Raw genomic sequence first — 22,632 nt, 5'->3', positions numbered from 1 at the left:
CATTAACTTTCCGATATTTCAACAAATAAAAAAACTAACCGTATAAATAAAACCATCATAAATGAATGTAGCTCCAAAAGACAAAAACGCTTGGCTGTGGATTCCCATTTTATACTTTACTCAAGGAATTCCATACATTCTTGTGGTAACCGTTTCCGTGATCATGTACAAACGCCTGGGCATCGGCAATGCAGAAATCGGGCTGTATACAAGTTGGTTATATCTACCATGGGTAATTAAACCCTTGTGGAGTCCCATTGTTGACTTAAACGGCACGAAAAGAAAATGGTTTTTGGGTATGCAATTGGTCATTTCCTTGGCATTTTTGGGCATAGGTCTGTTTTTGCCCTCAAACTCATTCTTCGTTATCACTTTGGCTTTCTTTTGGATGGCTGCCTTTGCCTCCGCAACCAACGATATTGCTTCTGATGGTTATTACATGATCGGCCTCACCCAGAAAAAGCAATCCTTTTTTATTGGCCTTCGCAGTACCTTTTACCGATTGGCCATGGTTACAGGGCAAGGATTACTAGTAATTTTTGCCGGCTTTTTGGAAAACCAATACGGAGACAACACCAAAGCGTGGTCAGTAACTATGATAAGTGCTGCAGTATTGATGATTGCACTAACTGTTTCCAACTTTTTTACCGCACCAAAGTTTGAAGAGTCAGCCTCGGAATCCAAAGAAAAACCGGCCGGTTTTATTGAAGTGTTCACCACTTTTTTTAAAAAACATCAAATCGGTGTGGCCCTTTTGTTTGTTTTGACGTATCGTTTGGGAGAATCACAATTGGTAAAAATGGCCTCCCCCTTCTTACTTGATGATTTGGAAGTGGGCGGATTGGCCTATTCCACAGAAGCCGTAGGTACCATTTATGGTACAGTAGGTGTCATTATGTTATCACTTGGAGGCATACTTGGAGGAATTTTGATTTCCCGGGACGGACTTAAAAAATGGATGCTACCCATGTTGCTTGCGCTTAACCTGCCCAATGCACTTTATGCCATACTTGCTGTAACACAAACAACAAGCATATATGCGGTCGTCGGCACCGTAGTACTTGAACAATTTGGGTATGGGTTCGGGTTTGCTGCATTTATGATGTACCTTATTTATGTGGCCGAAGGTGCTTCCAAAACATCTCACTACGCCATTGCCACAGGATTTATGGCACTAGGTATGATGCTACCCGGTATGCTGAGCGGATACATTCAGGAATGGTTGGGCTACGACGGTTTCTTTATTTGGGTGGTTATTGCTGCATTACCCGCATTTTTGGTGCTTCGTTATTTAAAATACCCAGCAGATTACGGTAAAAAAACAGCTGAATCCAATGACTAAAACATTTCAAAAATATACCCTTCCAAAAGAAACACTGACCCTAAAGCAAAAAGTAGGGCAATTATTTATGCCTGCCGTATTCATAAACGATACAGAGGAGGAAGTCCAGAAAATGGAAAAGCTCATCAAGGAACACCATGTCGGTTCCATATGTTTTTTCCATAGCAGGGCCAGTGCCGCCGCCAATTTTGAAGGGAAGAACAAAATTGTGCACAACAAGAAAAGCTACGACAGATTGTTGGAGCTTATTGCACGATATCAAAAAGCTGCCAGCACACCTTTGCTTGTAGCCATCGATGCCGAATGGGGGCTTGCCATGCGTATTGAAAACACGCCTCAATACCCTTATGCTATAACGCTGGGTGCATTGGAAAACAACAATGACCTTATTTTTAAAGTAGGCGAAGCCATAGGGAACGACTGCAAACAAGCGGGAATACAATGGAATTTGGCTCCCGTGGTCGACATTAACAACAATCCTGAGAATCCTGTTATTGGATATCGTTCTTTTGGAGATGATAGAAAAAGAGTTTTTGACAAGGCAGAGGCTTTCATTAAAGGAATGGCCAAGAGTGGAACCCTAAACTCTATCAAGCATTTTCCAGGGCATGGCGATACGGCAACAGATTCGCATTTGGGACTACCCGTAATTGATAAATCGATGGACGAGCTCATGGAAAATGAGCTGTATCCCTTCAAGAAAATAATTGAATCCGGTGTGGACTCTGTGATGGTAGGCCATTTGCTCCTGCCCCAGTTAGATGAAGAGAACCCATCCACCACCTCCCATAAAATCATTTCTGGACTACTTCGAAAACAATTGCAATTTTATGGAGTCATAATTTCGGATGCTTTGAACATGCACGCCGTATCCAAAAAATTCCCTCAAAAAGGAGCCTTGGAAAAAGTTGCTTTTGATGCGGGTATGGATGTACTCTGTTTTAGTGAAAATGTAGCGGAAGGTATTGATCAAATATTGGAAAGTGCTACAGAAAAACGAATTCAGGATAGTTTTGCAAGAGTATGGGCCCTTAAACAAAAAGTGTTTACGGAAGAAGCTCAGTTGAAAAAGATTGATAATAACATTCACGCTAAACTAAACCAGGAAATTGCAGAGAAAAGCATCACAGAATTGCATGGCGATGCATTATTTGCTGAACAAATAAAGTCATCTAATTTTCTCAATGTTTCGGTAAGTTCTGGAAAGAACAACAGCTTTTCAAAACAGATTTCATCTCATTTCGGTTTAAGTGTCGTTGATTTAGATGTTGCGTTGAACTCCAATAATCAAAATGTGTTGCTAAGCATCTTCCCTCCTGCTGTAAAACCTAAGGACTCATTTGGTTTCGATGAGAAAACATTATCCTCAATCCATAAATTGGTGGAAGAAAAAAACACCTTGATCTACCTTTTTGGAAATCCCTACGTACTGGATATCTTAAAATTGAAGCCATCATCCAATGTGGTATTGGTGTATCAAGACTTTCCAGAGTTTCAAGAAGTTGCTTTCGAACATTTCTCGGACAAAATTGAAGCCAAGGGCAATCTTCACATCCAATTAAAAACCTTTGGACTATGAGAATTTATAAAGTCTTGGGACTCATGTCCGGCACTTCTTTAGATGGGCTGGACATAGCCTATTGTCATATTTGGGAAGAAAATGGGAAATGGAACTTTTCCATTAAAGAAACCGCTGAAATCGATTATTCTGATGAAATGCGGGAATACCTTAAAAATGCCATTCATCTTTCCGAACAAGACCATGAAAAATTACATAAAGATTATGGTATTTGGTTGGGCCAACAATCAAAATTATTTATAGACGAATTGGGCGAAGAAGTTGATTTTATAGCTAGTCATGGTCATACATCCCACCACCGACCAGAAGATGGCGTTACTTTTCAATTGGGGGATGGACAGCTCTTGGCAAATACCTCCGGCATGCAAGTGGTGTGCGATTTTAGAACCAAAGATGTTTCACTAAATGGACAAGGTGCTCCTTTGGTTCCCATCGGCGACAAATTGTTGTTTCATGAGTATGATTTTTGTCTGAATTTGGGAGGGATCAGTAATATTTCTTTTGATAAAAAAGGTGAACGAATCGCTTACGATATTGGTATGGCTAACATGCCATTGAATTATATCACCCATGAAATGGGGTTGGCTTATGATGAAAATGGGAAATTGGCCCGTTCGGGAAAATTAGACCACTCTCTGCTCCTAAAACTGAACAACCAAAAATATTACAGTCTGCCCTACCCTAAATCTACGGGGTATGAGTGGTTCACTTCCGAGATTGTCCCGTTGATTGAAGCTTCCAAGATTTCCAACGAGGATTTATTGCATACGTTCATCCATCATAATTGTGAACAGATTGCATTTGCCGCTCTCAAGTATAAGAACAATAGCAAATCCAACAGTAAGCTGTTGGCTACGGGAGGAGGCGCACTCAATCAATTCTTTATGGATACACTCCAAGATAAACTGGGCTCAAGTATTGAAGTTGTAGTTCCTAACAAAACGTTGATTGCCTATAAAGAAGCTCTCGTATTTGCATTAATGGGAATACTCCGCTTGGAAGGAAAAACCAATGTATTGAAATCCGTTACAGGTGCCACTTTCGATTCGTGCAGCGGCAAGGTGTTTTTTCCCGAAGAAAATTAAGTCGTGGCCACACGTTTTCTTTTGGGTTTATTGACCAAAAGAAAAATAGCCAATGCGCAAAGTCCACAAATGGCCAAGCCTGCAAATAGAGGCCATACAGTATCTTTTACAAATTCTCCAATAAAGGTTGCAATGGGAATGGAAAGCAATGTGGACACAAACCCATTGATGGCTGCGCCAATTCCTGCAATATGTCCGATAGGTTCCATAGCAATGGAACGGAAATTACCCCACATAAATCCAAGGCAGAAAAACTGGATAGATAAAAATCCAACCAATATATAAATACTGGGATTGGGAGAATTCAAAAACAAAATAGAATACGCAATGGCAATCACACAAAATACGATGGTAGCCATTAACGAAAGCTTTCTCATCCCAAAACGCATTACTAGGGTTCCATTCAAAAATGTGGAAAGCCCAATAGAGATGGCAAGTCCAGCAAAAATGTAAGGAAACATCTCCTTTAAGGCATATTGATCTTCAAAAATATGCTGGGCAGAACTCAAATACACCAAAAATGCCCCGGTCACCAAGCCAGATGTCAATGTAAAAGCAACAGTCTCTTTGTATTTCACAAACTCCTTTACGCCATCAATAAACACATGTCCGGTAAACGGAATTTTATACTCTGGATGCAATGTTTCCTTTTGTCGTTTCCAAAACCAAATTGCAACTGCAAGTACAAATACCATTTGCACATAAAAGATGGATTTCCAACCGGCAACATCCAATATCAATTTTCCAATGGCAGGGGCCACGACCGGCACTAAAATAAAGAACGCTACTACAAACGACATTATTTTTGCCATATAGTCCCCTTCATAAGTATCACGAATAATCGATATTGAAATAGTTCGGGGAGCCGAAAGTCCGACCCCTTGTAAAATCCTTCCTATGACCATAATCTCCAAAGATGGTGCATACAAGCAAATTACACTTGCCAGCAAAAAGATAACAAAGCCAATATAAACCACGGGCTTGCGCCCAAAACTGTCGGATATGGGCCCAAAAAACAATTGCCCTACACCAAGTCCCAAGAAGATCATGGTAACCAACAATTGATTATCTGTGGAGTCTGTACTATTAATAGCTGCCCCAATATTCGAAATTGCCGGTAAGATGGCATCTATAGCCAAGGCTACGATAGACATCAAAGCGGCCATCATGGCCACAAACTCGAAATTGGGTTTTTGATTTACTTTTTGCATCCTGCAAAATTAGGCATACCCAACGTATCAGTAAAGCTTTTAAGAAAGGTTTAATGATAAGAAAACATATCTAACGTTGTAGTTTGAGATTATACCTAGTATTTAAGGGAACATCACCTTCCAAATCCATTCAAAAATTCAGATAATACTATCTTTAGTGGTAAATTATTAGAACAATGCGACGATTAAAGACTTTGGTTGTAGGCTGTGGCAACATGGGAACCTCCCACGCCCGTGCCTACCACAAATTGGATGGGTTTGAAATTGTGGGATTGGTAAGTCGTGGAGCCAATGGTCGAGAACGGCTTTCCAAAGAATTGGATGGGGCACCAACCTTTTCAGATTATGCCAGTGCACTTAAAACGACCCAACCCGATGCCGTCTCCATAAACACCTATCCGGACACCCATTTTGATTATGTAAAAATGGCCTTGGAAGCCAATGCCCATGTTTTTGTGGAGAAACCATTGGCATTAACCGTGGAAGAAGCTCAAAATTTGGTAGACCTTTCCCAAAAAAAAGGAAGGAAAATGGTTGTGGGCTATATTTTAAGGGTTCATCCCACATGGGCTAAGTTTACCGAAATGGCACAAACCTTAGGAAAGCCTTTGGTAATGCGAATGAACTTGAACCAACAAAGCTCTGGGGAGCAATGGTACACCCATAAACAGTTGATGCAGTCCATGTCACCCATAGTCGACTGCGGAGTTCATTATGTGGATATCATGTGCTCTATGACCCATTCCAAGCCCATTAGTGTTTCCGCTATTGGTGCGCACCTATCAAACGAAGTAGATTCCAATATGTACAATTACGGTCAGTTACAAGTTAGATTTGAGGATGGTTCCGTGGGTTGGTACGAAGCAGGTTGGGGACCCATGATGAGCGAAACGGCTTTTTTCATCAAGGATGTAATTGGCCCAAAAGGCTGTGTTTCCATTAGCGATACAGACAAAGGGGGATCTGAAGATATTGAGGGCCACACCAAAACAGGTAGCTTAAAATTGCATCACAGCGAACTCGATGCTAATGGAAATTTCACCAAAAAGGATGAAATCATCAGCACTTCAAACGAACCCGACCATGATGGGCTGTGTTTACTGGAACAGGAATACCTACTGGATGCCATTATAAACGACCGCGATCTTACCGATCATTTAAATGATGCGGTGAACAGCCTTAAAATTGTATTGGCTGCTGATGAATCCGTTAAAACGGGTAAAACCATATTCTTATAGAAGGAGGAGTAAGATTTTAGTGAAATTTACTGCAACTCGTATCAAACCTTTGACCTGAGCGATAATAAACACAAGAGATTCTTCGCTACGCTCAGAATGACACCTGAGCCACCGTGTCATTTCGAACCGACGTTAGGAGTGTGAGAAATCTAAATACGCACCTATGATACTTCCTCCTTGGAGATCTCGTCCCGATAGTTATCGGGAGCGCTCGACTTGACATAACACAACTAGTTCAGATTCAGATTTTCGTGAAAATTAGTGGAATTCGTATCAGTCCTTTGACCTTTTACCATTACCACCAACTTACAACGGAATATTCCCATGTTTCTTCCAAGGGGTTTGCACCTCTTTTTTCTCCAACATGGCAAAAGTCTTTAATAATTTGCTACGTGTGTCTTTGGGCAGAATCACCTCATCGATAAAACCTCGTTTAGCGGCTCGGTACGGATTTGCAAACTTATCGGCATATTCGGTTTCTTTCTCCTTTAATTTAGCTTCGGGGTCATCGGCAGCGGCGATTTCTCGTCTAAAGATAATTTCACTGGCGCCCTTAGCCCCCATTACAGCAATTTCGGCACTTGGCCAGGCAAAGTTGAAGTCGGCACCAATATGCTTAGAGTTCATTACGTCGTAAGCACCGCCATAAGCTTTACGGGTAATTACGGTAACTCTTGGTACGGTCGCTTCACTCAAAGCATACAACAATTTTGCCCCATGCATAATAATCCCGCTCCATTCCTGGTCGGTTCCGGGCAAGAATCCAGGGACATCCACCAATACCAATATTGGAATATTGAAAGAATCACAAAAACGGGTGAAACGGGCTGCCTTTGTGGAGCTGTTCACATCCAAAACCCCTGCCAAAAACATGGGTTGATTGGCAATAATCCCAATACTCCTACCCCCTAATCTAGCGAAACCAGTAACGATGTTTTCCGCATAATCCTTATGGATTTCATAAAACGAATCGCCATCTATAATGCCATTAATCACATCATGCATATCGTACGGCTTGTTGGGGTTGTCGGGTACAATACCAGACAGTGCTTCCCTTGTTTCATCACCAAGCTCATAAGGTAATAATGGTGTAATTTCTTTATTGTTTTGGGGCAGATAGTCCAATAAATTTCGAATATCATCCAAGCAAGTAGCATCATTGTTAGAAGTTTTATGGGCTACGCCTGATTTACCAGCATGGGTACTAGCTCCTCCCAACTCCTCAGAAGTCACAGTTTCGTTGGTCACCGTTTTTACCACATTGGGCCCGGTAACGAACATGTAACTGGTTTCCTCCACCATAATAATGAAATCAGTCATGGCGGGAGAATATACGGCACCCCCCGCACAAGGTCCCATAATAGCAGAAATTTGTGGAATTACTCCAGATGCCTGTACATTACGGTAAAAAATATCGGCGTATCCTCCAAGAGATTTTACCCCTTCTTGAATACGGGCTCCCCCAGAATCGTTTAGCCCGATTATAGGAGCACCGACCTTCATGGCCAAATCCATAACCTTGCAAATTTTCTCGGCATGGGTCTCGGAAAGGGCACCTCCGAAAACTGTAAAATCTTGGGCAAATACATACACCAATCTTCCATTTACGGTTCCATAGCCAGTCACCACCCCATCACCGTAATACATTTCCCTGTCCATACCAAAATCAGTGGTACGATGGGTCACCAAAATACCCATTTCCTCAAAAGAGCCTTCATCCAAAAAATAAAGGACTCTTTCGCGGGCCGTTAGCTTTTTCTTTTGATGTTGCTTTTCAATACGTTTTTTGCCTCCACCCAAATGGGCTTCTGCTATTTTTTCTTGTAGTGCTTTTATTTTGGGATCCATAGGATTCAGTTTGAAGGTAATCGTACTATTTTTTTGTCTTCCAGAAATTGATAAAGAGCAATCATTGCAGCAACTTCTGCTTTGTTGGCCGTCCGCTCCTTGATTTTCTCTGGAGAATAATAATTCTTCACGAAATGAGTGTCAAAATTTCCAGATCGGAAAGCTTCATGGGCAAACACGAAACTACCAAAAGGCAACGTGGTCTGTACCCCTTTCACTTTATAATTTTGAATGGCATCGAGCATTAGCTCGATGGCCTCTTCGCGGGTTTTACCATAAGTAACTAGCTTGGATAACATGGGGTCGTAGTAAATGGGGATATCCATTCCTTCCTTAAAACCATTATCTACCCTTATCCCTTCTCCAATTGGTAATTGATAAGTTTCCAAATTCCCTACACTGGGCAAAAAATCATTCAAGGGGTCTTCGGCATACACTCGAAGCTCTAAAGCGTGACCATTGATTGTAAGGTCTTCCTGTTTCATAGGAAGTTCTTCGCCCCGGGCCACATTTATCTGCAATTCCACCAAGTCCACTCCTGTTACCAATTCGGTAACGGGGTGTTCCACCTGTAAACGGGTGTTCATTTCCAAAAAGTAAAAATTGTGGTCGGCATCCATCAAAAATTCAACAGTTCCCGCACCAATATAATCACAAGATTTGGCCACTTTGCAAGCTGCGACACCCATTTCTTTACGTAATTTGGGAGTTAAAATAGATGAAGGAGCTTCTTCCACCACTTTTTGGTGACGTCTTTGTACGCTACATTCCCTTTCAAAAAAATGGAGGACATTGCCATGTGTATCGGCCATTACCTGTACCTCGATATGTCTGGGTGATGTTACATATTTTTCCACAAAAACGGAACCATCCCCAAAAGCAGAGGTAGCTTCGCTAATGGCACGCTTCATTCCGGATTCAAGATCTTCTTCTTTCTCTACAATCCGCATTCCCTTACCACCACCACCTGCAGAGGCCTTTATCAATACGGGATATCCGACCTCATTGGCAATTTCGTGTGCCTTATCCACATCGGTTATGGCCTCATCAATACCGGGCACCATAGGAATATCGTAGGCTTTTACAGCTTCTTTAGCAGCCAATTTGCTTCCCATAATTCGAATGGCCTTGGATTTTGGACCAATAAAAGTGATGCCACTCTTTTCGACCGCCTCTGCAAAATCAGCATTTTCACTTAAAAATCCGTATCCGGGGTGAATTCCATCAACATGGAGTTCTTTGGCCACCTCTATAATTTTATCCCCTCGTAAATACGATTGGTTGGAAGGTGCTTCACCAATGCAAACAGCTTCGTCAGCAATTTGTACATGGGGGGCGTTCCTATCCGCCTCCGAAAAAACGGCAACGGTCTTAATGCCCATCTTTCTTACGGTTTTCATTACCCGAACCGCAATTTCGCCACGATTGGCGATCAATATTTTTTTCATGATGTTTTACTGAAATTCAATCAACAATTGTTTCTTGTCAACGGCATCACCTTTGGATACACCTATTTTTTTGATCACACCGTTTCTTGGGGAAGTAATAATGTTCTCCATTTTCATGGCTTCCAGAATAACTAATTGGTCTTCCTCATTAACTTCTTGGCCTTCTTCCACCAAAATATCCAAAATCAAACCTGGCATAGGTGCAGCAATAGAATCTATATTTTTATTGCCATTGGTGGCGAAGCCCATTTTCTCAATCAGTTCGTCCAAGGGAGTTTGGATGGAGGCCTGGTGTTCACTACCATCAATACTGATTGTGTAGATTCCTTTATTAAAATCGGAATCCAAAATTTTTACATGGTATGATTTTCCGTCCTTCAACAAATGAAAGGTTCCATCACCAGTCTTTATTAAATCCAACGAAGAAATAGTGTCCTTGGAAAGTTTAAAGTCAAAGTCATCCCCTACCTTGACAGAATAAGAATTATCCATAAAAGAAGTTTCCATTGGTTAGCTTGATAAATATAAAGGTTAATGCATTAAAAACCATACAAAGCTATACCTAATGAGCAGGAATAATTATGACAATGATCATTAATTTCTTTATTTGCAATCATTAATTATGTTGTATCCAAGATAGGCAGGAGATATAATCATTTGCTTATTTTTGATGTCAAAATTTGAACTATGCTGATCTTAGGGATTGCTGGAGGCACAGGGTGCGGAAAAACAACGGTAGTAAACCAGATTGTGGAGCAATTACCCACGGATGAAGTAGGTGTAATATCTCAAGATTCCTACTATAATGACCTTTCCCACATGAGTAGGGAGGAAAGGGCAAAAATTAATTTTGATCATCCCAACTCGATAGATTTTGATTTATTGATCGAGCATATTGATCAGCTGAGGGAAGGAAAGACCGTGGAAACCCCCATTTATTCGTTTGTGGAAGAAACACGAATGAAGGAAACTGTTTCCACAATGCCCCGAAAAGTAATGATCGTGGAAGGCATCTTGGTGTTGAGCAATCCCAAATTGAGGGATATGTTCGACATAAAAATATTTGTGCATGCTGATTCGGACGAGCGATTGATCAGAAGGTTACAACGAGACACGCAGGAACGCGGACATGATTTAAATAAAGTACTCACGAGGTACCAAACCGCAGTAAAACCAATGCACCTTCAATTTATTGAACCCTCGAAGGAGTTTGCGGACATCATTATACCGAACAATCGTTATAACACGGTTGCAGTGGATGTTGTTAGAACCATTATCAACAATAAACTTTCGTAACATGGGCCTAAAGGAGTTGAGAAAAAAGAAATGGTTCAAAATCATGACCAATACATATATACTGGTACTGACCATTTTTGTGATTTGGATGGCGTTTTTTGACACGAACTCCTTAATGATCCATTTGGAACTGGAGAACGAAATCGATAAGTTGGAAAAGGAAAAAGATTTTCTGAAAAATGAAATCGCCAAGGACAAGGAAATATTGGAAAAGATGTCCGATGAAAAAGAACTGGAAAAGCTTGCCCGCGAAAAATATTACATGAAAAAGGACAATGAAGAAATATTCCTTATTGAATATGAAGATAGTCTAAAGAACAAACAAGATGAATAACACCAACCTATTTCAAGAGTTTCCTGAAGTTTCCGCCAAACAATGGAAACAAAAAATTCAGATGGACCTCAAAGGTGCCGATTACAATGAAACCTTGGTTTGGGAATCATTGGAAGGTATCAGTGTTAAACCCTTTTACCATAAAGAAGACATCGCGAACATTCCTTCTTTTTCTTTATCCAAAGACCACGAGTGGTCTGTAGGGCAATCCATTTATGCGGGAGATGCAGCAAAAGCAAATACCAACGCAAAAGAAGCACTGAGCAAAGGTGCGGAAAGTTTGATTTTCACGGTTCCTACTGAAGAAATTGATTTTGAGGCTTTGTTCTCAGGTATAAATCTGGAAGAAATCGAACTTTACTTTAATTTTGATTTTTTGGCCTTGGAACCTATCAAAAAATTGGTATCCCTTCTCAAGGATAAAAAGGCAAGAGCCCTTTTGAATATTGACATCATCGGACATTTGGCCAAAGATGGCAACTGGTACCATAATTTGGAAAAGGACCACGAGATATTAACCGAATTGGTTTCATTGGGCACTTCGGACATATCAATTATTGGAGTTGACCTGTCCCTTTATCAAAATTCAGGAGCTAATATGGTGCAACAATTGGCCTATGGTTTGTCACATGCCAATGAATATCTAAATCATATAACTTCAAAAGGTGGCGAAAAATCACTCCCAATCACCTTTAAAGTGGCCGTGGGCAGCAACTATTTCTTTGAAATAGCTAAAATTAAAGCCCTACGATGGCTTTGGAAAAGTTTGGCGGCCGAATACGGAATCAAAAGCGAGTGCAATATCCTAGCAATTCCATCCAAACGCAACAAAACGCTATATGATTACAATGTGAACATGTTGCGTACCACATCGGAAAGCATGTCGGCAGTTTTGGGTGGAGCAGACACCGTTTGCAATTTGGCTTACGATGCCATCTACCATAAAGACAACGAGTTTGGGAATCGCATAGCCCGTAACCAATTATTATTACTGAAAGAAGAGGGCTACTTTTACGAAGCATCACAAATTTCGGAAGGTGCTTATTATATTGAATCGCTTACCAATCAACTTGCAGAAAAAGCCTTGGTACTTTTTAAGCAGATTGAAAAAGCCGGTGGTTTTTTGGACAGTTTGAAAAAAGGGATGGTTCAACGAAAGATAAAAGAAAGTGCAGAAAAGGAACAACAACTTTTTGATGAAGGAAAGATAGTTTCACTTGGCACCAACAAATACCAAAATCCGCAAGACCGCATGAAGGACGATTTGGAACTTTACCCCTTTGTAAAGACCAAAGCGCGGAAAACCATTATTGAGCCCATTATCGAAAAAAGATTGGCCGAAGCTTCTGAACAAAAAAGATTGAACGATGAGTAGAAAAGACCTTCAACATATGGAATTGGCAGCAAGTTCGAGTGCAGTCGAGACCCAAAACCACGGACACGAAAATTTTGCCGCAGGTATTTCTCCATTTTTACGTGGCCCCTACTCCACTATGTACGTTCGCAGACCTTGGACCATCCGCCAATATGCGGGATTTTCAACTGCCGAGGAAAGTAACGCCTTTTACCGAAGAAACTTGGAAGCGGGACAAAAAGGACTTTCCGTTGCTTTTGACCTTCCCACCCACCGTGGCTACGACTCGGACAATGACCGTGTGGTCGGTGATGTGGGCAAAGCTGGAGTTGCTATAGATTCCATTGAAGACATGAAAATCTTGTTCAACGGCATTCCTTTGGACAAAATGTCCGTTTCCATGACCATGAACGGGGCTGTAATCCCAATTATGGCCTTTTATATTGTTGCTGGTTTAGAGCAGGGTGTTTCCATGGAACAACTTTCAGGAACCATCCAAAACGATATTTTGAAGGAATTTATGGTGCGGAATACTTATATCTATCCTCCTACTCCTTCCATGCAAATTGTGGCGGATATTTTTGAGTTCACCAGTAAAAATATGCCTCGGTTCAACAGCATCAGTATCTCGGGATACCATATGCATGAAGCAGGAGCCCCTGCATCCATGGAATTGGCCTATACTTTGGCCGATGGTATTGAGTATATTCGAACTGGAATAAAAGCAGGTCTAAAAATTGATGAATTTGCCCCAAGACTTTCATTTTTCTGGGGCATTGGAATGAATCATTTTGCGGAGATTGCCAAAATGCGTGCTGGACGTATGCTTTGGGCTAAGTTGGTACAAGAATTCAATCCAGAAAATCAAAAATCATTAATGCTCCGAACCCATAGTCAAACCAGTGGATGGAGCTTAACAGAACAAGACCCTTTCAACAATGTTGCCAGAACTACCATAGAGGCTATGGCTGCGGCATTTGGAGGCACGCAAAGTCTTCATACCAATGCTTTGGACGAAGCCATTGCCTTGCCTACCGATTTTTCCGCTAGAATAGCACGAAACACGCAAATCTATCTGCAACAGGAAACACATATCACCAAAACAGTAGATCCTTGGGCTGGAAGCCATAAGGTGGAACAATTGACCCATGAAATTGCTGAAAATGCTTGGGAATTGATTCAAGAGGTAGAAAAATTGGGCGGAATGACCAAGGCCATTGAAAAAGGCATACCAAAAATGCGCATTGAAGAAGCGGCTGCCAAGAAGCAAGCTCGCATAGATAGTGGCCAGGATATTATCGTTGGGGTAAACAAATATAGACTGGAGAATGAGGACGACCTTCAGATTTTGGAAGTGGATAATGCCAAGGTCCGAAAGCAGCAAATGGCTCGCCTTGACGAAATCCGAAGCACTAGGGATTCCAAAGCTGTGGAAAAAGCCCTTGAGGACATCCGTGTTGCATCTAAAAAGGCCATGGAAAATAACTCCGACCGTGGAAATTTGTTAGCTTTAGCGGTAGAAGCGGCCAAACAGCGTGCTACCCTTGGTGAAATTAGTGACGCCATGGAAAGTGCCTTTGGACGATATAGAGCAAAAATTCAATCCTTTACCGGAGTGTATTCCAAAGAAATCAAAAACGATAAAAGCTTTGAAAATGCCCGCAAATTAGCGGACAAGTTTGCAGAACAAGAAGGGCGTAGGCCTCGTATCATGGTCGCTAAAATGGGCCAAGATGGTCACGACCGAGGTGCCAAAGTGGTTGCCACCGGATATGCCGACCTAGGTTTTGATGTGGATATTGGCCCCTTGTTCCAAACACCTGCCGAGGTAGCCAAACAAGCTGTGGAAAACGATGTACATATTTTGGGGGTTTCTTCACTTGCTGGCGGACATAAAACCTTGGTTCCAGAAGTGGTTCAAGAATTGAAAAATTACGGTCGGGAAGACATAATGGTCATCGTTGGAGGCGTAATTCCAAAGCAAGATTATAAGCATTTATTGGACAACGGAGCCGTTGCGGTTTTTGGTCCAGGTACCAAAATTGCAGATGCTGCCATGGAAATACTGAATATCCTATTGGACTGACCTCCATAACAATCTCATAAATAAAACTTTAACTTTCTTTAACGAAGAATGCAGGGGTTATTCACTCCCTGTTAACAAATTACATTTTATCGCATCCTAAATAATCGTATTTTTAGCACCTAACTTACTATGAAATGGGCAAGATTATTGCAATTGCAAACCAAAAGGGCGGTGTAGGTAAAACTACTACTACGGTTAACCTTGCGGCCTCCCTAGGTGTATTGGAAAAAAAGGTGTTATTGATTGATGCCGACCCCCAAGCCAATGCAACATCAGGTTTGGGTGTTGATGTTGACTCTATTGAAAAAGGTACATATCAACTTCTGGAACACACGATGAGTGTGGAAGAAGTCACCATTCCCACAGATTCTCCAAATGTGGATTTGGTACCCGCACACATTGACCTCGTTGCCATCGAGATTGAATTGGTGGACAAGGACAATAGGGAGTACATGATGAAAGAAGCCCTTAAAAATTTGGGTGAAAAGTATGATTTTGTTTTGATAGATTGTGCCCCATCTTTGGGGTTATTGACATTGAATGCACTTACAGCCGCGGATTCCGTGATGATACCCATCCAATGCGAGTATTTTGCCTTGGAAGGTCTTGGCAAACTATTAAACACTGTAAAAAGCGTACAAAAAATACATAATAACGATTTGGACATCGAGGGAATGTTGTTGACCATGTACGATTCCAGGTTACGTCTTTCCAACCAAGTTGTTGAAGAAGTGAAGAAACACTTCGCTGATATGGTTTTTGACACCATAATCCAGAGAAACGTTAGGCTAAGTGAAGCCCCAAGTTATGGCGAAAGCATCATAAAATATGATGCAAGCAGCAAAGGAGCCTCCAATTATCTTAACTTAGCCAACGAAATTTTGAAGAAAAACAAGGAGAAAGTTTAGATGGCGAAAGCAACAAAAAAACAGGCGTTGGGAAGAGGCCTGTCCGCTCTTTTAAATGATCCAGAAAACGACATTAAGTCAGTTTCTGATAAAAATGCGGACAAGGTAATAGGTAATGTGGTGGAATTGGATATCAATTCCATTGAGGTCAACCCTTTTCAGCCACGTTCCAATTTCAATGATGAGACCCTTGAGGAATTGGCCAGTTCCATTCGAGAATTGGGCATCATACAGCCGATAACGGTCAGGAAGCTGGATTTCAATAAATTCCAATTGGTTTCTGGTGAACGTAGATTCCGTGCCTCCAAACTGGTAGGATTGGAGACTATTCCAGCCTATATCCGTATTGCCAATGATCAGGAGTCTTTGGAAATGGCTTTGGTGGAAAACATTCAAAGGCAAGATCTTGATCCCATCGAAATAGCACTTTCCTATCAACGACTTATTGACGAAATTGAAATTACTCAAGAAAAATTGAGTGACCGTGTTGGTAAAAAACGCTCCACTATCACCAATTATTTACGCTTGTTGAAACTGGACCCCATTATCCAAACGGGAATGCGGGACGGCTTTATTAGTATGGGACACGGTAGGGCACTTATCAACATCGATAAGAAAAAAGAACAGATTTCCATTTACGAAAAAGTGGTATCCGAAGGATTATCCGTTAGAGCTACAGAGCAATTGGTAAAAGCTCTGAAAGAACCACAAACTTCTGGTTCAGACCAGAGAAAAAGCACTTCGGGTGTTCCCGAGTTTGTTTCCAACAGTTTGGATTCCATCAAGGAGCGATTGGCGACTAAGGTGGATATTACCACATCAAAAAACGGAAAAGGAAAAATTGTGATACCCTTCCATTCTGAGGAAGATTTTAAACGTATCAAAAAATTATTGACAGGTGAATAAAAACCTTCTTTTATTGTTCTTTGCCTTTTTATTTTTTCACGCTGGATTTTCTCAGGAAGAAGAGGAAAATAAAAACAAAGAACAGCGCCAGCAAACCAAAGAAGTAGATTCCATTGCGCAAAATATGGAGGGGGAAGGTGTAACCTTTGAGGAAGTCACAAAAAAGGAAAACATTAATCCCCTGGCACCTAGTAAAGCTGCCTTTTATTCCGCCATACTTCCCGGACTGGGGCAGATATACAATAAACGTTATTGGAAAGCGCCCATTGTTTGGGGAGCCCTAGGAACTGGCATTTATGTATATTCCTATAACAACACAGAATATCGTAGGGCTAGAAACGCATTCAAGCGGAGACTAGCTGGTTTTACGGATGACGAGTTTTATGATCTAAATGGTGATGGGAATGGTCCTGATGTTTCCTCCGATGCACTACAAGAAGCTCAGGAAAACACACAGCGAGATAGGGATTTGGCCTTGGTCATCTCAATAGCACTTTATGCTTTGAACATCATTGATGCCAATGTAGATTCACATTTAAAACAATATAATGTTGATGACGATCTGGCCATTGACTTTAATCCATATTTGGATATAAACCCATTTACCAACCAACCAAACTATGGAATGGCCATGGTAATAAAATTTTAATGTATGAAGATTGGTCTGTTCGGATATGGCAAAATGGGAAAGATGATTGAGCAAATTGCTCAGGATAGAGGCCATACCATTGTAGCCAAGATAGATGATCCTTCGCAAGAGGCAGATTACACCTCAATGGATGTTGCCATTGATTTTAGTACGCCAGAAGCCGCTTTTGACAACATTACCAACTGTTTTAGAAACAAGGTACCCGTCATCAGTGGTACCACCGGTTGGTTGGACAACTATTCTGAAGCCATCAAAATTTGTGAGGATAACAAGAGTGCTTTTATCTACGCTTCCAATTTTAGTTTAGGAGTCAATATTTTCTTTGAACTCAATAAGCATCTTGCCACAATGATGGCTGAATTGGAACAATACAAAGTTTCGATGGAAGAAATCCATCATACTCAAAAGTTGGATGCACCCAGTGGAACTGCCATAACCCTTGCTGAAGGAATTATTGAGAATTCACCTTACAAAAAATGGGAGTTGGACAAATCCGGCGATAAAATAATACCGATAAAATCCATTAGGGAAGGAACGGTACCGGGGACACACAGCATTGCATATGACAGTCCTGTGGACAGGATTGAGATAAAACACGAAGCACATAATAGGGAAGGTTTTGCTCTGGGAGCAGTAATCGCATCGGAATGGATACAAGAAAAAGTTGGCATTTTTTCTATGAAGGACGTGTTAAACCTAAGCTAAAAAACGTAACAAGAATTTAGACCTAGAGTCTAACAAAGAAACTTTTTTATATGGACGGTATACAATGGATTATTTTTATCCTGATTATCCAAGTTATCCATTTCTTGGGAACATGGAAACTTTACGTTAAGGCAGGCAGAAAAGCATGGGAAGCCGCCATACCTGTTTACAACGGTATTGTATTGATGAAAATTATCAATAGACCATGGTGGTGGGTGCTGCTACTGTTTATCCCCATCATCAATTTATTGATGTTTCCTGTAGTTTGGGTGGAAACTATCCGAAGTTTTGGTAAAAATTCACTTGTAGATACTTGGTTGGTCATCCTTACGCTTGGTTTTTACATTTATTACATTAATTATGCTGAAGACGTTCAATACATCGAAGACCGCAGCCTAAAACCAAAAACTGGATTGGGCGAATGGGTAAGTTCCATTGTATTCGCCATTGTGGCTGCCACTTTTGTTCATACTTATTTTATTCAACCCTACGTGATTCCCACTGGATCGTTGGAACGTACTTTACGCGTTGGTGACTTTTTGTTTGTAAGCAAGTTTCATTATGGAGCAAGAGTACCTATGACTACTTTGGCCGCACCTATGGTCCATGATACCCTTCCCATGCTGAAAACACGATCATACTTGGCCGATGTCAACCCTGAGACCCACAAAACGTCTTGGATAAACAAGCTGCAATTACCTTATATGCGCTTGCCCGGGTTTGAGAAAGTAAAGAAAAACGACATTGTTGTGTTTAGCTTGCCTTCAGATACTTTGTATCAATTCTTCAAGGCCCAGAAAGCAGTGATAAAACCAATTGATAAAAAATCCAACTACGTTAAGCGCTGTGTTGGCACACCAGGGGATTCCCTTGCAGTTATTGATGGATTTGTTTATATCAACGGGGAACAACTCCAACTATCGGATAGGGCAAAACCCATGTATGTGTATGATATTTATGCTCAAAATGGCGTTTCCAGTAAGTATTTGGAAGATGTTGATGCTTCGGACTACGTTCGAAAATATATTGCCACCAACATTAACGAATCCCAGTATAACGCCTTGGCACCTTTTATTTCTGGGGGTAGACCGACAGATGATGGCAAAATTGAGCTCTACACACAGGAAAATGGCATTCCAACCGATGTTATTCGTCAATTAAGGCTTTCCCTAACAGAGGAAAAACCACGTTCCCGTATGGCGAATTTAACGGATGAAATGGTTGCAGGGCTTAAGAACAATCCTGCTATTGATTCCGTTGTAAAAACCATTGACCCCAAAGGCATGTACGGTGGGAACATATTCCCACAAAAACCCAACCTGTACCCTTGGAACAACGATAACTTTGGTCCAATTTATATTCCAAAAGCCGGTACAACAGTAGAAATCAACTCGAAGACCATTCCTTTTTACAAAAAAATAATTCGTGATTACGAATACAACGATGTAAAGGTAACAGGGAATAAAGTACTCATCAATGGTAAGGAAGCAGACTCTTACACCTTTAAACAAGACTACTACTGGATGATGGGTGACAACCGTGACCATTCTGAAGATAGTAGGACTTGGGGATACGTTCCAGCGGACCATATTGTTGGTAAACCCGTTTTCCTTTGGATGAGTTTTGACAACTTTAGACAAGGAATCGCCAATTGGAGAGTTCGTTGGGATCGTGTATTTACCACTGTAGGGGGTAGCGGAGAGCCTGTATCTTACTTTTGGTATTTTATCGCTCTTTTGGCAGCATGGTTCATTTTTGATTTCTTCCGCAAGAAAAAGAAGAAAAAAGCTTAATCTATTGTTTTTTGAAAATACTGCTCCATCCAACCTATTTCCCAAGCATAGCCACTTTTGCAGCCATTGTGCAAAATGAAGTGGTTTGGGAAGCACATGATAACTTTCAAAAACAGACCTATAGAAACCGCTGTTATATTTCAACGGATAAGGGTAAGCATATGCTGAATATTCCCATACAACACATTGGGGGAAATGAAGGGCGGCAAAAATATGCTGATGTAAGCACAGAGAACAGCTATAATTGGAAAAAAGAGCATTGGCGCACCTTAGAAACCGCTTACAGAACCTCACCCTTTTTTGAATTTTATGAGGACGAGCTTAGACCGCTTTATGAAGGTTCTGACCATAATCTTTTTGATTTCAACTTAAAGACAATAAAGACCATTACAGACTGTATAGGGGTACAAATTCCAACAGAAAAAACTAAAAAATACGAGGTAGCTACAGAGGCCTACTTTGATGCCCGTTTTTTGGTCAATGCAAAAAAAGAAAAAAAATGGAAAATGAATTCATATCCTCAAGTCTTTGAAGAACGCCATGGATTCATACCCAATTTAAGTGTGTTGGACCTTTTGTTCAATGAGGGAACCAATGCAGTGACCTATCTAAAAAGTCTATCTTTAGATTTAAAACATGCTTAGGCACCTACTCCATTACGGTATCCATTTTTTGGTTCCCATCCTAATTGCATTTTGGTTTTTTAAGGGTCAGAGTGTAAAAGTTGCCCTAATTCTTCTGGCCGGAATAATTATTGATATAGACCATCTTTGGGCCACTCCTCTTTTTGATGCAAACCGTTGTAGCATTGGCTTTCATGCATTGCACAGTTACTGGGCTGTTTTGGCGTATAGCATATTACCTTTTTTCAAAACAACTAGAATTATTGGATTAGCGTTGATTATCCACATTTTTGCGGATATGGTAGATTGTTTATTGATGTGATTGTAATCGCAGAGTGGCCATTACCGGGTAATGGTCGGATAATTGAACATCAAAATTTTGATGGGAAAGGATTTCAAAATCAGGGTCTGCTAAGATATAATCGATTCTCATAGGAAACTTTAATAGATCGTAGGTACGGCCAAAACCTTTTCCTTTTTCAAAATAAGAATCGTTTAAATTACCCTTAATCACTTGGTAAACATTAGAGTATTGCGTGTTATTAAAGTCACCAACTACAATTTTCTTATAATTGGTCTCATCCATATTTTTACGAATCAAACTTGCTTGCTCATATTGTTTTAGCATTACGTTGCGTGATCTTTCAAAAAGCTTTGAGGACTTTCCATTCTGGATAGTATTCAAACCAGGTACTATTCTGAACGACTGAAGGTGTAAATTATAAATTCGAATTGTATCTCGATTTATTAAAACATCGGCATAAATAGCATTATTGGAGCTATTAGGAAACGGAATTGAATCTATTTTTACTATTGGGTATTTAGAGTAGACCGATTGGATTACCTTTCCATGGTGTTTCCCATATATAAAATCAATAAACTTATAACCATATTGATTTAGGGCGTTATTTCGTTTCATTGCGTAGTATGTTTCTTGAAAACATACTATGTCTGGATTTTGTTGAGTCACAAAATCATAGATTCTACTTTCAATATTATCCTCATCTAACTGCCTAAATGCGTTGAATCCTCTAGCATTAAATGACATTACCGTTAAAGACTCGTCCTTCGTTTCAAAACTTTTACCCGCAGAAAATTGGTAGAACGGACCTAAAAGTATATACCAAAAAAACAAAAGCAAACCTGATAACAAAAAATTTCCCTTCCTCTTCAAAATCCAATAAAAAGCAAAAATTAAATTAACAATTACTGTGAAAGGAACAATTAAACTAACTACTGAAAGCGAGGATATTAATTTTGTTGGAACATAGGGCACAAGTAATGAAATTACCAACACCAAAGCCACTAAGGTGTTTAAAAAAAAGATGATTTTATCGAAAAAAGAAAGGTTTTTCACAGTTTAGTCTTCCTTACCAGCCTTAAACAAAAAGTCTTTTTCTTCTTTGGACAAGCTTTCGTAACCTGATTTACTGATCTTATCCAAAATAGTGTCTATTTTTCGTTGTTTGGCCTGTTTATCGTATGCTTCTTTGCTTTTTGCAGTAGCTTTTTTCTTGTAAACAGTCTTCAGGGGAGCTTTCTTCTCCTTGGGTTTAAAAAGCTGAACAATATAACTCCTAAGTTTTGTGAAGCCTACACCAAGGTCGTGTCCTTTAAACAACTGCCGAGCATACACATAACCTAAGGAAGCTCCGCCTAAATGGGCCATACCCCCACCTATATTATCACCCATGCTAATTAACACCAAATCTTTCACCACCAAAGCGACACCAATATACCATAGTTTGATGTTGAAGAATATAACACGAACTTCTTGATTTGGCAGATAGGTACAAACAAAAATTAAGACAGCATTTACGCCCGCCGATGCACCCACCAAAGCTGTATTGGAGTTGACCAAAGTTGGAAAAACGTTATAACTCAGAAGAAACACCAATCCCCCCAACATCAAACCTAAAAAGTAGACGTTGATAAACCTTTGGGCATCAAAAAGGTTTAAAAATATTCGGCTTGCAAAATACAGCACGATCATATTCCAAAAAATATGGCCAAACCCTGCATGGAAAAAAGAATAGGTGACCAAGGACCAAGGTTGGGCCAAAAATTCGAAAAAATCTTTGGGCAATAGAAACCATTGCGAAAAAGAATGCCCCAACAATGCACCGGAAAGTCCATCCAATAAAAATATCAGAACATTGATGGCTATAAGCTTTTCAGCAATACTTAGCCTAGCAAATTGATATTGTAGTCCCCCACTCATCATAGT

Annotated in this window: 21 protein-coding genes; 15 read left to right on the top strand and 6 right to left on the bottom strand. The window is 40.5% G+C overall.

The window, feature by feature from the left end:
* The first annotated feature begins 61 nt into the window (after positions 1-61).
* The 3 genes from D2V08_RS12710 to D2V08_RS12700 are packed head-to-tail and all read left to right on the top strand — an operon-like array spanning position 62 to position 4,006.
* Positions 62-1,342: an MFS transporter gene (locus tag D2V08_RS12710; RefSeq protein ID WP_119608537.1), complete on the top strand. Its 1,281-nt coding sequence runs from the start codon at positions 62-64 to the stop codon at positions 1,340-1,342.
* Entirely contained in the window at positions 1,335-2,921 is a 1,587-nt protein-coding gene (locus tag D2V08_RS12705; RefSeq protein ID WP_119608536.1) for a glycoside hydrolase family 3 protein, read from the top strand. The genes D2V08_RS12710 and D2V08_RS12705 overlap by 8 nt, the downstream gene beginning before the upstream one ends.
* On the top strand, positions 2,918-4,006 hold the full coding sequence (locus D2V08_RS12700; protein ID WP_119608535.1) for an anhydro-N-acetylmuramic acid kinase: 1,089 nt from the start codon (positions 2,918-2,920) through the stop codon (positions 4,004-4,006). Before D2V08_RS12705 ends, D2V08_RS12700 begins: the two co-directional genes overlap by 4 nt.
* On the opposite strand, the gene D2V08_RS12695 is transcribed toward D2V08_RS12700, so the two are convergent.
* Positions 4,003-5,217, bottom strand: coding sequence for a multidrug effflux MFS transporter (locus tag D2V08_RS12695; protein WP_119608534.1), 1,215 nt, complete (start codon positions 5,215-5,217; stop codon positions 4,003-4,005). The genes D2V08_RS12700 and D2V08_RS12695 overlap by 4 nt on opposite strands.
* 176 nt (positions 5,218-5,393) lie before the next feature.
* On the opposite strand from D2V08_RS12695, the gene D2V08_RS12690 reads away from it, so the two are divergent.
* Positions 5,394-6,455: a Gfo/Idh/MocA family protein gene (locus tag D2V08_RS12690; protein ID WP_119608533.1), complete on the top strand. Its 1,062-nt coding sequence runs from the start codon at positions 5,394-5,396 to the stop codon at positions 6,453-6,455.
* Between the two features lie 306 nt (positions 6,456-6,761).
* Here the strand turns inward: D2V08_RS12690 and D2V08_RS12685 are convergent, their stop codons facing one another.
* The 3 genes from D2V08_RS12685 to D2V08_RS12675 are packed head-to-tail and all read right to left on the bottom strand — an operon-like array spanning position 6,762 to position 10,258.
* Positions 6,762-8,303 carry an acyl-CoA carboxylase subunit beta gene (locus D2V08_RS12685; protein ID WP_119608532.1) on the bottom strand — a complete coding sequence of 514 codons (1,542 nt, stop codon included), beginning with the start codon at positions 8,301-8,303 and terminating at the stop codon, positions 6,762-6,764.
* A 5-nt stretch (positions 8,304-8,308) separates the two neighbouring features.
* Entirely contained in the window at positions 8,309-9,751 is a 1,443-nt protein-coding gene (gene accC, locus D2V08_RS12680) for an acetyl-CoA carboxylase biotin carboxylase subunit (protein WP_119608531.1), read from the bottom strand.
* Between the two features lie 6 nt (positions 9,752-9,757).
* Entirely contained in the window at positions 9,758-10,258 is a 501-nt protein-coding gene (locus D2V08_RS12675) for an acyl-CoA carboxylase biotin carboxyl carrier protein subunit (protein WP_119608530.1), read from the bottom strand.
* Between the two features lie 180 nt (positions 10,259-10,438).
* Here D2V08_RS12675 and udk point away from each other — a divergent pair, with 180 nt between their 5' ends.
* The 11 genes from udk (at position 10,439) to D2V08_RS17505 (ending at position 20,727) form a co-directional block, all read left to right on the top strand.
* Positions 10,439-11,047, top strand: coding sequence for a uridine kinase (gene udk / locus D2V08_RS12670; protein ID WP_119608529.1), 609 nt, complete (start codon positions 10,439-10,441; stop codon positions 11,045-11,047).
* Position 11,048: 1 nt separating this feature from the next.
* Positions 11,049-11,381 carry an FtsB family cell division protein gene (locus D2V08_RS12665; protein ID WP_119608528.1) on the top strand — a complete coding sequence of 111 codons (333 nt, stop codon included), beginning with the start codon at positions 11,049-11,051 and terminating at the stop codon, positions 11,379-11,381.
* Entirely contained in the window at positions 11,374-12,756 is a 1,383-nt protein-coding gene (locus D2V08_RS12660) for a methylmalonyl-CoA mutase subunit beta (protein ID WP_119608527.1), read from the top strand. Before D2V08_RS12665 ends, D2V08_RS12660 begins: the two co-directional genes overlap by 8 nt.
* Positions 12,757-12,772: 16 nt before the next feature.
* Positions 12,773-14,821 (top strand): methylmalonyl-CoA mutase, encoded by a 2,049-nt coding sequence (scpA, locus tag D2V08_RS12655; RefSeq protein WP_439108280.1) that lies wholly within the window; start codon positions 12,773-12,775, stop codon positions 14,819-14,821.
* A gap of 134 nt (positions 14,822-14,955) precedes the next feature.
* Positions 14,956-15,729 carry a ParA family protein gene (locus tag D2V08_RS12650; protein WP_119608525.1) on the top strand — a complete coding sequence of 258 codons (774 nt, stop codon included), beginning with the start codon at positions 14,956-14,958 and terminating at the stop codon, positions 15,727-15,729.
* Positions 15,730-16,635, top strand: coding sequence for a ParB/RepB/Spo0J family partition protein (locus tag D2V08_RS12645; protein ID WP_119608524.1), 906 nt, complete (start codon positions 15,730-15,732; stop codon positions 16,633-16,635).
* Positions 16,628-17,284: a DUF5683 domain-containing protein gene (locus D2V08_RS12640; protein WP_245980583.1), complete on the top strand. Its 657-nt coding sequence runs from the start codon at positions 16,628-16,630 to the stop codon at positions 17,282-17,284. The genes D2V08_RS12645 and D2V08_RS12640 overlap by 8 nt, the downstream gene beginning before the upstream one ends.
* Before the next feature lie 3 nt (positions 17,285-17,287).
* Positions 17,288-17,989 carry a 4-hydroxy-tetrahydrodipicolinate reductase gene (gene dapB / locus D2V08_RS12635; protein WP_119608523.1) on the top strand — a complete coding sequence of 234 codons (702 nt, stop codon included), beginning with the start codon at positions 17,288-17,290 and terminating at the stop codon, positions 17,987-17,989.
* Positions 17,990-18,039: 50 nt separating this feature from the next.
* A complete protein-coding gene (gene lepB, locus D2V08_RS12630; protein WP_119608522.1) occupies positions 18,040-19,782 on the top strand; it encodes a signal peptidase I in 1,743 nt (580 codons plus the stop codon).
* A gap of 11 nt (positions 19,783-19,793) precedes the next feature.
* The gene (locus D2V08_RS12625; protein WP_119608521.1) at positions 19,794-20,426 is read left to right on the top strand and encodes a WbqC family protein; all 633 of its coding nucleotides are present in this window, start codon (positions 19,794-19,796) and stop codon (positions 20,424-20,426) included.
* Positions 20,419-20,727 (top strand): DUF6122 family protein, encoded by a 309-nt coding sequence (locus tag D2V08_RS17505; protein ID WP_119608520.1) that lies wholly within the window; start codon positions 20,419-20,421, stop codon positions 20,725-20,727. The genes D2V08_RS12625 and D2V08_RS17505 overlap by 8 nt, the downstream gene beginning before the upstream one ends.
* Here D2V08_RS17505 and D2V08_RS12615 read toward each other — a convergent pair.
* Together D2V08_RS12615 and D2V08_RS12610 are read right to left on the bottom strand one after the other, a co-directional pair.
* Positions 20,716-21,762 carry an endonuclease/exonuclease/phosphatase family protein gene (locus D2V08_RS12615; protein ID WP_119608519.1) on the bottom strand — a complete coding sequence of 349 codons (1,047 nt, stop codon included), beginning with the start codon at positions 21,760-21,762 and terminating at the stop codon, positions 20,716-20,718. The genes D2V08_RS17505 and D2V08_RS12615 overlap by 12 nt on opposite strands.
* A 3-nt stretch (positions 21,763-21,765) precedes the next feature.
* Positions 21,766-22,629: a rhomboid family intramembrane serine protease gene (locus D2V08_RS12610; protein ID WP_119608518.1), complete on the bottom strand. Its 864-nt coding sequence runs from the start codon at positions 22,627-22,629 to the stop codon at positions 21,766-21,768.
* Positions 22,630-22,632: the final 3 nt, after the last annotated feature.

Source organism: Flagellimonas lutimaris, assembly GCF_003581615.1.
Classification (GTDB): domain Bacteria; phylum Bacteroidota; class Bacteroidia; order Flavobacteriales; family Flavobacteriaceae; genus Flagellimonas; species Flagellimonas lutimaris.
This window is presented reverse-complemented; position numbering and strand designations above follow the sequence as displayed.